Genomic DNA, 13,406 nt, shown 5'->3' on the forward strand with positions numbered 1-13,406 from the left:
CTCAGTCATCCCTGCCACCCAGCTCCTGCTTGAGCGACTTAGCAATGCACTCGGCGACAGCGCGAGGAACATTGCGGTAGGTGATCGTTCTGTACTTCGCCCCGAATTCAGGTGGCAGCGCTGTGCACATGACCGCGATGCGCCGCTGGAGGTCTGGCAGCGGCTTCCCCCAGTCGACAATCAGCCGTCCGAAGCGCCCACGCCCCCGTCCTTCCTCCTGGAACCAGCGGAGATTCCTGCGCGGTTCAACCCCCAGGCGGTCAAGCTCCAGGTAGACACCGCGCTCCTGGGAAACCGACCACCAGGAACCCTCCCGAAGGAGCTGGCACACCATGCTGTTGTCAACGCGTCTGAAGCGGTAAAGCCCGTCCTTCTCCCAGCGCTTGACCTGAACGAACGCCGGCTGGCCCAGGCTCAGGTCGTACATCTCCACCCCGGTGCCAGATGCCGGAGGCGCCGCCTGCGGACCGGGGGCTAGCGGGGGAAGCCACGCAGCCGCCTGGATGGCGAAACAGTCGGAGTACTCAACTCCCAGATCCGTTGCCGTCTTTGTCAGAGCCGTCGAGTCTTCGTACTGAAGAAGCCACGTGTCCGGCACTGGAATGTCGGTCTCTGGCAGCGCGCTGGGAACCCTGATCAGCACGATGTCTTCCGACTCTGCCTGGACCACACTCTCCTCGAACCGGGCCGTCCGGCTTCCCACAAGCGCGGCAAGGCCATCTGCAGACGGCAGTCTGGTCAGGACTGCAGGGGCTGCGCTCCAGCGCCCGGAACGCCAGTCCACGTCGAGGTGGCCCAGCGACTGGCAGTCCCTGATCCACCTGCCCGCTGCCCCGTACGAAATGGGGAGGTCCGCACTGCGGGACAGCCAGGTGGCGCCTCGTTTCAAGTCAATGAGGCGCCCAGCACCCAGCTCACTGACCCAACGCAGCAGTAGTCCGCCGACATCCGTCTTCGAACCGGTCACTTCAGCACTCCTCTCGCCGCCGTGACGTACGCCTCCCACACCGGTCCGATTCCTGCTGAAGCCGCGGACAGCACCGCCTCCGCCCAGCCCTTGTCGCCGGCCGCTGGAGAGGGACTAGGCGCATTACCGTCCCAGTTCACGTACTTCACCGAGGTCCGGCGCGGCCAGTACTGGATGGCCCAGACATACTCTTCCGGTATCGGGACCTCGGCGCAGTAGCCGTACACCTTGTCTGGCAGCCGCTCCTCCAGCCAGTCCGGGATATCGGGCAAATCGACCGTTTGTAACTCGCCCTGCGCACCAATCAGCACAAGCTCGCTCACGCGGCGCGGGACCATCAGAGTTCTCGGCGTCTTAAGCTTCCCGGGCACGCTTGCACCCCTGATCGCCTGCACCTCGGGTCCCGCTTCCGCCGCTTCGGGATCCGCCGCCGCGCCACAGCGATGCCCGACACTGCCTGCACTGGGAGACTGCTGCTCGCACAGCGCTGAACTGACGGTGAAGGTCGCCTTGCCCTCATCAGGCGTGCTCACCTCGTACGTCCCATCTGCGAACGGCATGAGTCTCGCAGGGAAGGGCCTGAGTACCTTGCGCAGAGGAAAGTCGTGGACGTGGGTGCCGCCGTCACCGCTCAGCGTGACCTGCAGAGTGACCTCACTCTGGGATATATCGCGGGGCAGCAGCCAGTCGGGGACGCCCCCCTGCAGATAGTGGTGGCGGCCGAGCTCTCGGCCGATCCGAAGCCCGCCCTCAAGGCCGATACCGCGTCGCGTCGACGGCACGAAGTGTGCAGCATGCGGCACGCTGCCTCGGAGCAGATCCGCCGGAGTAAGGGCCGCCTTTAGGTCGACGTTGTTAATCAACGTCCAGCCAGGGAGTGGTGCCTTGTGCTCGCGAAGCCTTCCACCGTCCGCGATGTTGCCGAGCACAGCCCGCAGTTGCCCGAGTTCACCGTTCGGCACCAGGAGAGTGTGGGGTTCTCCCGGACTGAAAGAACCGACACTCACGAAGTCGCCGCTGTATTCGTCCTCCGTGAAGAAGATGAGCGGCTGCGCGGACCACTCCAAGTAGATCTTGTCGCCTTCGAGAACAACGCCGTGCGTCAACTGGTGGGCAGTGACGTCAAGTCTCTCGAGACCCGCATAGAAGCCGCCGTACGGGTCCGACAACTCGTACTCTGCCCCTGATCCCTCGCTGTGCACTGTCGTCGCCGAAACGCCACCCACCGCCTCTGCCGCCCAACGCAGCTGACGAGGCCGCCTGGTCAGCACAAGTCGCAATGCAGACGCGCACCGCGCTTGCGACTCCCTCTCATACAGCGTGCCGTCCCAGAACTCGACGAGTCGTTCCAGCAACTTGGCCAGAACCATTCGCTTGTCTGCTGCTTCTGTCCCGGGCCCAGCCCCGTGCAGCACTTTGAGTAGCGGACGGGACAGCCCACGCCCACTCACCGCGGTCCACAGCCTCAGGCGCCGGATGATCTCCTGCCCAGGAAACTCATCCGGACTACCGGGCCTGACGCCTGTAGCCGCAAAGAAGGCCGTCAGGATCCGGCGGTCCTGCTCCCGCACAAGGGCCTGGGACATCGGGTAGCCAATGCGGGTCAGGTGCCTGTCGCCGGAGATGGTGCTGTATCCCGCTTCGCCCCCACGCAACTCGAGCCAGGCGTCCAGCGTTTCCCACATGGCAGCAACCGGCCTGGAATGGGCGCGCAGATTATCCCGCTCCCGCAAACCGACGCGGAACACCTCAGCCAGACGTCCGTAATAGTTGGAGGAAGAAATCTCCCCTTCTGTCGCCATTTTTGAGGCGGCAAGTACGCTGACAGCGAGCAACGGCAAGACCGGAGGAGCATGGCGCTGGTCTCCGCCCCTCCAAGATCGGCACCACCATTCCAGGCGGCCGAACATCCCCGTTGGCCTGTCCCAGTACAGCTGCTCGCTTACCGCATCGGCCAGCTCAACCAGCAGGCCGTTGTCGTGCATGAGCGAACTCTCAGTAGGCTCATCGACATAGAACACCGCCACGTGCCCCGACATGTGCGGCCCGTAGAACTCCCGCTCAAGCACGGTCTGCCACTGGTCGTACGCTGAATTCGACCGTCCAGCAGGCACGCTCTCCCCTCCTCACCCGACGCATCCCTGGACCTCAGGCGGGCGTTACCCTCGCGCATGACGGCGTCGCTATTAAGGGCTTCGCAACCGCACGGCCCTGCATATGCCTATCATCCGCGAAGACGTCGTCGCCGTACGCTCCGATGCACCAATAAGTCCACGCCAGTTGGAAGGTAGCCACTCGCCTCGCCTGCCCAGGAGGACCGGCGAGCATGCCGCGGCGGTGCCGCCTAAGCGCCGGCGCGGTCAGCAGTGCGGGCCGCTGATCACAAACCTGTGGGAGCTACGGCAGAAGGCGACCGCGGACAAGCTGTGGCGGACGTTGACACCGGAGTAAATGCGCTAGGGCACGGCATGACCGATGGACTGGTGTCGCGGCAGCGAACGTGATCCGCCGAGCCTCCGATGCGTGGCTGATCGTTCGGCTGCGGGCTAGTGGGGGCTGACTAGACGGCAGCAACAGGGGCAGCAGGCTGAGCTCGTGGATCAGGCGTTGGCGTTGTGTGTCGTTCAACCAACTGCCGTGGCCACGGCTAGGTTCCTGCCGCACCGCGCAGCGTCCGTCAGGGCTGGTCGTACCAAGTGAACGAGGCGATGCGCCAGCCCTCCGGCGTGCGGACGAACTGGATGGACTTCGTGCCGCCGCCCTCGAACGGCTCGCCGTTCATGACGCCTGACTTGCGGTACTCGCCGAAGCGCGCTGCGATGTCGCCCGCGATCTGCGTGTGTTCGGAGGTCTCCCACTCGGAGAACTCCACCAGTCGGCCGTCCGACAGGAGCTTGCGGCGCGGCTCGATGAACTCGTCCACCGTGTACGCCGTGGTCGCCGGGCCCGTGCTCACGATCAGCGCGCCCGGGATCGTCAGCCGACGGATCCGGTCGACGTCCGCCTCGCCGCCGTCCCTGTTGTCGAACGCACCGAAGAATTCGGCCGTGATCTCATCTATCTCGGCCTTGGTGGTCTTGGTTGTGTTGGGCATGGCCGGGAACGTAGCACCCCCGTCGCAGGCCACGAATCGTCCTTGTGGGCGGCTTTCAGTGCCTCTCAATGCCCTTACGTTGCCCAGGCGTTGAGGGCCGACAGACTCAGGCGAGACGGGTACCTGTGCCCGCGTCCCGGCCACCGGCGGCTGAGTTCGGGCGAAGCCCTATCCGCCCGCAGGCCCCCGCCCCTCCCCGTAATCCGCCACGAAGCCTCCCCCGCCCACCTGCTCCGCCACCCGCGCCAGCCATCCGCTCGGGGAATACGGGGTCTCCGGGTCGACCTCCATGCCCAGTTCCGTCAGCGCCAGCGCGTAGTCGGATTCGTCCAGGGGCAGGGCCAGCAGTTCGTGGAGTTCTCCCGCCAGGCGGGCCTTGAGGTGGGGGTCGGTGGTGGTGATGTAGTCCGTGGTCGCCGCGTCGTGGTCCGCGAACTCGTCCGGCATGTCCTGGGAGAACCAGCTACCGAGGAACTGCGCCGCCTCCGGGAACCGGGCGCGCCACTCCCAGTGGGTCAACGGGGCCGAGGGCGGCGGGACTTCGCCTTCCTCGATGCTGTGCTTGATGTGGTCGGCGAGGAGGCTCAGCCACTCCTGGATGTCGCCCTCGGGCAGGCCGACGTCGGGGACGGAGTAGAACTCACCCAGGCGCAGGCGCACTCGGCCCGGAGGGTTACGGGAGTACTCGCGCAGCTGCGTTTCGGCGGCGGCCAGCGCCCAGGGACGCGTGTGCCAGGTGTGGCGCAGGTAGGCGGTGAGGGCGGCACTCGGCTTGTCCTCGGTGTCGTCGGCGGGCTGGCCGGCGTAGGCGCGCATCACCTGGTCCAACTCGCCGTAACGTCGGTCGTGTTCGAGGGGTTTCATGGGCACGGCTGCGGCGTCCTCTACGGGGTGATACGGCTGGCTACAGGTAGACCGGGAACGTGGCGTGCACGGCGAATCCGTGCCGGCTCGCGTCGTCCCGCTTGAGGATCACGCGCGCGGCCCGTACGTCGACGGGGTCGCGGCCCGCCAGCATCATCGCCTGGAGCAGGACCCGGCCGACCGGGTCCGGGCGGGACGGCCACGCGGCCTCGATGGCGAGGCGGGAGCGGGTCGACTGCGCGAGCCAGCGGTGGATGAGCTGTTCGTTGGCCGTGACCACTTGCTGCGTGGCCCACTGCGCGGTCTCGCGGTCGGGGTAGGTGGCGGAGCGGGTCGGGTGTGCGGTCATGAGTGCTCTCGCTGCATGTGCTCGTTGACGGTGGCGATGAGTTCCTGGAGCCGGTCGCGGGTGGCCCAGGACAGGCGCGACTTGAGCCCGTCCGGGCCCGGGAAGAGGACCAGCGCGCGCTGCGCCTCGGTGGTGTAGGCCGCGGCGCCCTCAGCGCAATAGGGGTGTTCGTTCGTCACCGCCGACCGGACCGTGTCCGCGAATTCCTGATCCCCTTCGTCCATGAGGATCGCGTCGAATCCGAAGAGGTAGGGGAAGGTCAGCTGGAATTCCCAGCCCGCCATCGGGAGTTCGCCGTATTCGGGCGAGGGCTCGCGGTCGAGGATTCGTACGATCTCGGCGAGCATACGCAGATACTCCGCCGGATTCACGTCGCCGGCGGCTCGCTCCGTCTTTTTCCGGAACTCCGGCGGGAAGGGGGCCAGCCCTTCACCGTTCTCCACGGAATCCGCCGTGAATTCAAGTACCCCGGAAGCCGTGTACACGGAACAGTTCCAGTTCGCGATCCAGTTACCGCGGACGGTGCGGATGTATCGCCGGATCTCGTCGTCCAGTGACAGCTCGCCTTTGGACTCCTGCGCCTTGATGGCGACGTCGAGGAGTCGCGGCGCCGGGCCGTCCGAGAACAGTGAGGCAGGGAAGGACTGCACGTTGACCACCTCTCCTAGGGTCCCTTGTGCGGCATGGCAGTGAGCACGATGAAGGGCGGGTGAAGGCCTTCCTTGTAGATCAGGCGGACCTGCACCCAGCTCTTGTCGTCGGCTTTGGCACTCATGCCGTCAGCATCATAGTCGTCACGCGAGACGCTGCGACCCGTGGACTGACCCGCGAATTCCTTGTAGATCGGAGGCTGGATCTCCGATTTGTTCGGGTCGTAGTTCGGATTGTTCTGGATCTTCTTCTCGACGCTCTCGATCCACTTGTCGATGCGGTCGGCGTTGTTGATGTCCTCGATCGCCGCAGTGGTGAATTTCTGGGCGGACGCGAGGTCCTTGAACGTCGAAGCGGCGGGTGCACTGGCCTGATCGCGCAACCGCATTCTCAGCTGATCGTCGGTGAGGCCGACATGCTTGTCGATCGGATGACTGCCGTACAGGCCTTCCTGATTCGCCAGGTCCAGCGGATAGAACATGTTGTCCGGGTCCTGGCCCGGAACGGTGAAGTGGTGCTCTTTTTTGTAGTCGTTCAGCGAGCGCGCGCCGAAGGCCTCCGCGCGGGCCTCCTCCGCCGCGTACGTCGGAGCGGCGCGGTGCGCCTCGTCCAACGCTTCCATGAGCGCGTCGAGTCGGGGCCAGAGCGCGTTCACGCGGCGGTTGTACTCCTCCACGACGCGGTTGAGCGCGGCCGTGTCGATGTTGAGCGTGATCTCGACGCTCACCTCCGCGGCGCCCTTGGCGAGGCCCTTGAGGAATCGGCCTACCCCCTTCGCGCCCTCCTTGAGGTCCTTGAGGTCGACGCCGTCACTGAGGTCGATGTCGCCGACGGCCTTCTTGACCGCGTCCAGATAGATGTCCCAGACCTCGCCGTTCACGTACACCGCGGCCTCGGCGAACTCGCGCAGCAGGTCGCTGATCTTCATCGCGGTGTCGAACAGGACGGACATGACCGGGTGGCTCGGCTTCTGGTTGGCGGCCGAGTCGTGCTTCCACTCGTAGCTCGCCGTCTGCTTGCCCCAGGCCGTGGTGCCCCACAGCGAGCTGCAGAACTGGCGCATGGCGTCGTGCCATTCGCTGTTGCTCTGCTGGGTGATGCTGTACATCTGGCCCGTCAGATTGCCCTCGGCCCAGGACAGCGCCTTCGTCATGTCCGCCCAGGACTGCGACAGCGAGTTGAGGTAGTGCTGCTGCGGATACGGGTAGACCTCGGCGACCTTGCCCCAGCGGAAGGCGTGTTCGAGCAGCGGGCGGATGAGGTGCCAGACGACGTCGGGAATGCACTCCAGGAGCGAGCGGATGAAGTCGTCTCCGCCGTCGTCGTCGCCCCACTTCAGGTCGGGGACCGATCCGTAGTCCGGGGCCTTGTCGATGACGACGGGCGGGGGCTGCGTCTGGGGCTTGGTCTTGCCCGAGGCGTCGTTGGCGGCCTCCGCCTTGGAGTAATTGTTCGCGGTGGTGGCGAAGCCGACCGCGGCGCCTCCGATACTGACGACGGCCTTGGCCCACACCTCCAGGTAGCGGTTGCCGGCCTTGAGGTAGGACGCGGCGAAGGCCTGCGGGGCGGTGCCGTAACCGCCCGCGTCGGGGTACTCCTTCAGCTCCTTGATCAGGTTCTTGGCGGCCTTGTCGAACGGCGTCTGCTCGCCCGCGAACCCGCCCGCGACCTGGTGCAGGGTGGAGGGCTTGACGTCGATGGTGCCGCTGCTCGGCGCCGGCGTCCCCATCAGGCCGCGCCCCAGCCGCGCAGGACAGCCCGGTGCGCCGCCGCGTAGTTGATGTGGCCCGTCGTCACGACCTCGTGCAGCCACTTCTGGGCCGCCTGGAGATCCTGCGCCGAGTGGTCCCACTCGTCGAGCTTGTCGACGAACATCTCCCGGGCCTCGCCCTGCCAGGACAGGACGACCGGCTCGACGCGGTCGTAGAGGTCGTCGATCCTGCCGTTGAGCTGCTTGAGGATGTCCTCGAGCTCCACCGCGAGGTGGTGGAGGGTGGTGAAGGTGACCGATATGTGGTCGTCGGCGTCGCTGGGCGGCACGGATCCCCCTTGTCGCTGTGCGCGTCTGCGGCTACGAGTCATGGCTACGGCTGCATCCGCGTACGGGCTCGTGGTCTACGGCTGCGTACGGATGCGGCGGCGAACGGTGAACGTGCGGATGACCGGGTGGACCGGCCGGATCAGAAGCTGTCCAGGCCGCTGCGCGGCCGTGACGGCGGTGCGGCCGGGTCGACGTTCGGCGTGGACAGCTTGTCCGCCTCGCCCGCCACGTCGACGTTGACCTGGATCCGGCGGAACTGGTCGAGCTTGTCCAGTTCGAGTTGCGTGAAGCCGTCGCGGCTCATGCGGACCGCCTGCTCCAGGACCTTCATCACCTCGCGGATCCGTACGGCGTCCTCGGCCGCCGCCCGGTGAAAGCCCCGGTACGCCGTCGACGCCGGGCCGCTCCAGCCCGCCTCGATGCTGTCGACGATCGTGTCCATGCGCTTCACCTGGGTGTCCAGGTGGTCCTGCATGTCGTCCAGGTCGTCCGCGAGCTTGGTCAGCTTCTCGGGCGGAACCCGTAGATCTTTTGGATCGCCCATCACGCCGCTCCCCCGGTCACATGTGGCGCTCAACCCCCGTTGATCGCACAGGAATTCTAGTGCACGGCGGGCCATATACGACGGCACACAGGATCCCTGTACGCAGGGAACCGAACCTGCCCGCAGGTGCCGCAATCCCGCGCGTTAGCCTCGAATCGGTCCCGGTCCACCCGGGCCGCACATGACGGAGAAGCGAGGCAGTGATGGCGAAGGTACCGGCGGCCGCAGTGGCCGCAAGCGGGATTGTCGGCGGGTACACCGTGGCGCGGTTCACCAAGAAGCGGCAGCTCGGCGGCGTGGTGCTGGCCGCCGCCGGCGTCGCGGCCGGGGCTCAGTGGCGGCAGGCCGCCGGGGGCAGGGTCGCCGCCGTGCTCGGTGGTGCCTACGTCGCCGCGTTCGCCGGGTCACACCCGCTCGCCAAGAAGCTCGGCGCCTGGCCCGCCGTGTTCACGGTCGCCGGGGGCGTCGCCGCCGCGTCGTACGTGCTGGCCGACCGGCGCGCCTAGACCCTGATCCGGACGGAAGGCCCTAGCTCGGCCGCCGGTGCCCCAGTACGTTCACCACTCGCCCCTCCGGGTCCCGTACGAAGAAGCGGCGTACGCCCCACTCCTCGTCGCGGAGGTCGTGAACGATCTCGGCGCCTGATGCCCGTACCTGCGCGTAGACCGCGTCCACGTCCTCGACCTCCACGCTGAGGTCCGGGACCACGGGCGCGGTCGCCTCGTGGGTGAGGAAGCTGACCTGGGCGCAAGGGTTGGAGGGGGACGCGAGCGTCATCACCCACCCTTGGTTCATGACCTCCTCGAAGCCGAGCAGGCCGTAGAAGTCGCGGTTCTCGGCCATCGACTCCTGCGACTTCGTCGTGAGGTCCGGGACGATCCTGCGGATGGTCATCGGGAGCTCCCGTGCGGTGGGGTCATGTCGGGGCGGTACGTGGACTTGTCGGGGCGGTACGCGGACTACCGGTCATCCTTGCCGAACGTGCGCCCGACCGCTGCCGCGATGAGCACCGTACGCATGCTCATGTCCGTACCCACCCGCCTTCCCGCCCGTTCCCCCTGAACGTCGACCTGTACGCCCCCGGCGACACCCCCAGCCCCGCCTGGAAGTGCGCCCTGAGCGACGCGCCCGTGCCGAAGCCCGCCTCCGTCGCGATGCGGTCGACCGTGTGGTCGGTCTGTTCCAGGAGTTCGCGCGCGCGGTCCACCCGGCGCTGGGTCAGCCACTGGATGGGGGTGAGGCCGGTCTCCTCCCGGAAGCGGCGGCTGTACGTGCGCACGGACATGGCGTCGTGTGCGGCCAGTTCGGCGAGGGTGAGGGGCTCGGCGAGGCGGGTGAGGGCCCACGCGCGTGACGCGGACGTGGACGTCAACCCCTCTGATTCCACGGGGCGTTGGATGTACTGCGCCTGGCCGCCCTCCCGGTGCGGGGGCACCACCGTGCGGCGCGCCACCTCCGCCGCGACGGCCGCGCCGTGGTCGCGGCGGATCATGTGGAGGCACAGGTCGATGCCCGCCGCCTCTCCCGCGGACGTGAGGATCCGGCCCTCGTCGACGTACAGGACGCCGGGGTCCACCGTCACGGACGGGAACGTGCGCGCGAAGAGATCGGCCGACAACCAGTGCGTCGTCGCGCGCCGGCCGTCCAGGAGTCCGGCGGCGGCGAGGACGAACGAGCCCGTGCAGATGGAGGCGATCCGGCGGGGGGCCGATGCGTCCTCCGGTCCGCGCAGGGCCTCCGCCAGCTCCTCGGGCAGGCCGCCCGGCCGCAGGCCCTCGTCCGTCTCGTGCGACGCCGGTACGAGGACCGTGTCCGCGGCCGCCACCGTCGCCAGGCCGTGCTCCGCGTAGATCGGGAAGTCCGCGTCCGTACGGATCCTGCCGGGGCGCGGGGCGCAGGTGCGGACGTCGTAGAGCGGCTCGCCCGTGGCGGACCTCGCCGTGCCGAACAGCTGGTGGACCAGGCCGAGTTCCATGGGCAGGACGCCGTCGCGGACGAGGACGGCGACGGTCCGGCGACCGCCGTGCGCCGGGGTCGCGGGCCTTACGGGAGTCATGGCCAGATTCTTTCACCTCGTGGCCATCTGGCCAGTCGTGGCGTCGGGTGCATCCGTCACAGGGTGAAGTCATGAGGCCGTATCGCAAGAATCCCCGGTCCCCCTGGACCGTCGCCGCCGGTGCCGCGCTCGCCATCGTCACGGCCGGTGCGTTCAGCACGCTCGCCGGTCTGCTCGTCGGGCCTCTGCATGAGGATCTCGGCTGGTCACGGGCGTGCGTCGGGCTCGGCTCGCTCGTGAACATGGTCGTGTACGGGGCGAGTGCCCCCTTCGCCGCGGCGCTCATGGACCGGTTCGGGATGCGGCGCGTCGCCGTCGGCGCCCTGTGTCTCGTCGGGGCCGGGGCCGGGCTCGCCACGACCATGACCGCGCCCTGGCAGTTCGTCCTGTACTGGGGCGTGCTGGTGGGCCTGGGGACGGGGGCGACGGCCACGACGTTCGCCGCGACCGTCACCGAGCGGTGGTTCGTCGCGCGGCGCGGGCTCGTCACCGGGCTGCTCACGGCGGCGAGCGTGGTGGGGCAGTTCGTGTTCCTGCCCGTGCTGTCGTGGGTGATCGACGCGTACTCGTGGCGGGCCGCCGCCGCGGCTCTCGCGCTCGCCGCGGCCGGCGCGCTGCCCGTGGTGTGGGCCGCGGTGCGCGATCCGCGGAAAGAGCCGGCCCTGAGAGAGGACGCCGCGCGGCGCGCCCTGCGTACGCTCGCCCGCGCCGCCCGCACCGGCCCGTTCTGGCTGCTCGCCGGGACCTTCGCCGTCTGCGGCGCCTCGACCAACGGGGTGATGTGGACGCACTTCGCGCCCGCGGCCCACGACCACGGGATGCCGGTGACCGTCGCCGCGTCGCTGCTCTCCCTCATCGGGATCTTCAATGTCGCGGGGACGGTGGCGTCCGGATGGCTGACGGACCGCGCCGATCCGCGCCGCCTGCTCGCCGTGTACTACGCCCTGCGCGGCCTCACCCTCCTCGCGCTGCCGCTGCTCCTGACGTCGGCCGTGGACGCGCCGCTCGTCGCGTTCACCGTCGTCTTCGGTCTGCTCGACGTGGCGACCGTCCCGCCGACGATCGCGCTGTGCCGCGCCCACTACGGGGCAGACGCGCCGGTCGTGTTCGGCTGGGTGAGCGCCGCGCACCAGGTCGGGGCGGGGGCCGTGGCGTTCGCGGGCGGGATGGCGCGGGACGCCTTCGGCTCGTACGACCCGGTGTGGGTGGGCGCGGGCGCGCTGTGCGCGGGGGCGGCGCTCCTCGCGCTGACCCTACGGAGGCCGCGGGGGCGGCGCGTCACGCCCCCAGCGCCCGCGACACCGCGTAGATCGCGAGCCCTGCCAGCGAGCCCACCACCGTGCCGTTGATCCGGATGAACTGCAGGTCACGGCCGATGTGCGCCTCGATCTTCTTCGAGGTGTGCTCGGCGTCCCAGCCCGCCACGGTGTCCGTGATCAGCGAGGTGATCTCCTTGCGGTACGTCGTCACGACGTACGTGGCCGCGCCCTCGACCCAGCCGTCGACCTTGTCCTGGAGGCGGCGGTCGGTCGCCATCCGGGAGCCGAGGGAGAGCAGCGAGGCCCGTACGCGCAGCCGCAGCTCGCTGCGCTCGTCCTCCGCCGCCGCGACGATCATGGCGCGGACCGCGGACCAGGCGGAGGCGATCAGGTCCTGGACCTCGGGACGGGCGATGATCTCGGACTTCAGGCGCTCGACGCGGGCCCGCGTGTCCGTGTCGGACTGGAGGTCGGAGGCGAAGTCGCCGAGGAAGCGGTCGAGGGCACCGCGGGCCGGGTGCCCGGGCATGTCGCGCATCTCGGTGACGAAGCGCAGGAGTTCCTTGTAGACGCGGTCGCCGATCTTCTTGTCGACGAACCGCGGGGTCCAGCCGGGGGCGCCGCCCTGCACCGCGTCCATCACGGAGTCCCCGTGCCGCACCAGCCAGTCGTGGGCCCGTGCGCAGACGAGGTCCACGGCCCGCTTGTGGCCGCCGTCGGCGACGACCCTCTCCAGCAGCTTGCCGATGCCGGGCGCGACCTCCTGGGCGTCGGCGCGGCGCGTGATGGCCTCGCCGACGACGGCCTGGACGTCCGAGTCGCGCAGCACGGTGAGGGCTCCGCGCAGGGCGGTGGCGAGCTCGGCCGTCACCCGGTCGGCGTGCTCCGGTTGGGCCAGCCAGGTGCCGAGCCGGCCGCCGATACCGACGGCGCGCAGCCGCTTCCGTACGACGTCGGAGGAGAGGAAGTTCTCCCCGACGAACTCGCCGAGCGAGACGCCCAGCTGGTCCTTCTTGGTCGGGATGATCGCCGTGTGCGGGATGGGCAGGCCGAGGGGGCGGCGGAAGAGCGCGGTGACCGCGAACCAGTCGGCGAGGGCACCGACCATGCCCGCTTCGGCGGCGGCTGCCACGTAGCCCGCCCAGGCGCCGGCGCCGGAGTTCTGTCCCCACTTGGCGAGTACGTAGATGACGGCGACGAGCAGGAGCAGGCCGGTGGCGGTGGTCTTCATCCGCCGTACGCCGCGCTGCTTCTCCACGTCGGCGGGGCTGAAGGAGCCGGGGCCCGCGCCGAACGGGGCCGGTCGCGTCCCGAATGAGGAGCCGCCCGCACGGGCATGCTCACCCATGCCCGCTTCGCCCGTTTCCTCCGTGTCGCGCGCGGCCACCGCGCGCTTCCCGTCCTCCACTTCGTCCACTCAGCTCACTCCGCCCGTCACAAGTCCGCTCACCCGGCAGTCCCCCGTGTCATCCCTCTCACACATTGTCCCTACCTGACCGACTCCCGGAACGGACGACAAGTTCCCGGCGTCTCAAAAGGCGGAGGGGGGCAGTGTCGGCTTCCTCCCGGCCCATGACGCAT

General features: G+C 68.6%; 14 protein-coding genes. 2 read left to right on the top strand and 12 right to left on the bottom strand.

Annotated elements, in window-relative coordinates:
- Position 1: 1 nt before the first annotated feature.
- The 9 genes from ACWFR4_RS23085 to ACWFR4_RS23125 form a co-directional block, all read right to left on the bottom strand.
- A complete protein-coding gene (locus tag ACWFR4_RS23085) occupies positions 2 to 967 on the bottom strand; it encodes a hypothetical protein (protein ID WP_453654261.1) in 966 nt (321 codons plus the stop codon).
- Positions 964 to 3,081: a hypothetical protein gene (locus ACWFR4_RS23090; protein WP_453654263.1), complete on the bottom strand. Its 2,118-nt coding sequence runs from the start codon at positions 3,079 to 3,081 to the stop codon at positions 964 to 966. The genes ACWFR4_RS23085 and ACWFR4_RS23090 overlap by 4 nt, the downstream gene beginning before the upstream one ends.
- Positions 3,082 to 3,644: 563 nt before the next feature.
- Complete coding sequence (locus ACWFR4_RS23095; protein WP_453457163.1) at positions 3,645 to 4,061, bottom strand: DUF4440 domain-containing protein; 417 nt, start codon at positions 4,059 to 4,061, stop codon at positions 3,645 to 3,647.
- Positions 4,062 to 4,229: 168 nt separating this feature from the next.
- Positions 4,230 to 4,931, bottom strand: coding sequence for a contact-dependent growth inhibition system immunity protein (locus ACWFR4_RS23100; RefSeq protein ID WP_453654265.1), 702 nt, complete (start codon positions 4,929 to 4,931; stop codon positions 4,230 to 4,232).
- A gap of 34 nt (positions 4,932 to 4,965) precedes the next feature.
- Positions 4,966 to 5,274 (bottom strand): RNase A-like domain-containing protein, encoded by a 309-nt coding sequence (locus tag ACWFR4_RS23105; protein WP_327577744.1) that lies wholly within the window; start codon positions 5,272 to 5,274, stop codon positions 4,966 to 4,968.
- The gene (locus tag ACWFR4_RS23110) at positions 5,271 to 5,924 is read right to left on the bottom strand and encodes a hypothetical protein (protein WP_453654267.1); all 654 of its coding nucleotides are present in this window, start codon (positions 5,922 to 5,924) and stop codon (positions 5,271 to 5,273) included. Before ACWFR4_RS23110 ends, ACWFR4_RS23105 begins: the two co-directional genes overlap by 4 nt.
- A gap of 14 nt (positions 5,925 to 5,938) precedes the next feature.
- Positions 5,939 to 7,654, bottom strand: coding sequence for an RNase A-like domain-containing protein (locus tag ACWFR4_RS23115; protein WP_453457172.1), 1,716 nt, complete (start codon positions 7,652 to 7,654; stop codon positions 5,939 to 5,941).
- Positions 7,654 to 8,007 (bottom strand): WXG100 family type VII secretion target, encoded by a 354-nt coding sequence (locus ACWFR4_RS23120; protein WP_453654269.1) that lies wholly within the window; start codon positions 8,005 to 8,007, stop codon positions 7,654 to 7,656. Before ACWFR4_RS23120 ends, ACWFR4_RS23115 begins: the two co-directional genes overlap by 1 nt.
- Before the next feature lie 98 nt (positions 8,008 to 8,105).
- Entirely contained in the window at positions 8,106 to 8,510 is a 405-nt protein-coding gene (locus ACWFR4_RS23125) for a WXG100 family type VII secretion target (protein ID WP_453457178.1), read from the bottom strand.
- Between the two features lie 203 nt (positions 8,511 to 8,713).
- On the opposite strand from ACWFR4_RS23125, the gene ACWFR4_RS23130 reads away from it, so the two are divergent.
- Entirely contained in the window at positions 8,714 to 9,016 is a 303-nt protein-coding gene (locus tag ACWFR4_RS23130) for a hypothetical protein (protein ID WP_453654271.1), read from the top strand.
- Between the two features lie 22 nt (positions 9,017 to 9,038).
- On the opposite strand, the gene ACWFR4_RS23135 is transcribed toward ACWFR4_RS23130, so the two are convergent.
- Both ACWFR4_RS23135 and ACWFR4_RS23140 read right to left on the bottom strand, forming a co-directional pair.
- Complete coding sequence (locus tag ACWFR4_RS23135; RefSeq protein WP_372562548.1) at positions 9,039 to 9,404, bottom strand: VOC family protein; 366 nt, start codon at positions 9,402 to 9,404, stop codon at positions 9,039 to 9,041.
- A gap of 127 nt (positions 9,405 to 9,531) precedes the next feature.
- Entirely contained in the window at positions 9,532 to 10,566 is a 1,035-nt protein-coding gene (locus ACWFR4_RS23140; protein WP_453654273.1) for a GlxA family transcriptional regulator, read from the bottom strand.
- A 71-nt stretch (positions 10,567 to 10,637) separates the two neighbouring features.
- Between ACWFR4_RS23140 and ACWFR4_RS23145 the strand changes: the two genes are divergently transcribed.
- Positions 10,638 to 11,915, top strand: a complete 1,278-nt coding sequence (locus tag ACWFR4_RS23145; RefSeq protein ID WP_453654275.1) for an MFS transporter — start codon at positions 10,638 to 10,640, stop codon at positions 11,913 to 11,915.
- Here the strand turns inward: ACWFR4_RS23145 and ACWFR4_RS23150 are convergent.
- The gene (locus ACWFR4_RS23150; RefSeq protein WP_453457231.1) at positions 11,845 to 13,173 is read right to left on the bottom strand and encodes a DUF445 domain-containing protein; all 1,329 of its coding nucleotides are present in this window, start codon (positions 13,171 to 13,173) and stop codon (positions 11,845 to 11,847) included. The two genes, ACWFR4_RS23145 and ACWFR4_RS23150, sit on opposite strands and share 71 nt — an antisense overlap.
- Positions 13,174 to 13,406: the final 233 nt, after the last annotated feature.

Source organism: Streptomyces sp. NPDC055140 (assembly GCF_053607285.1).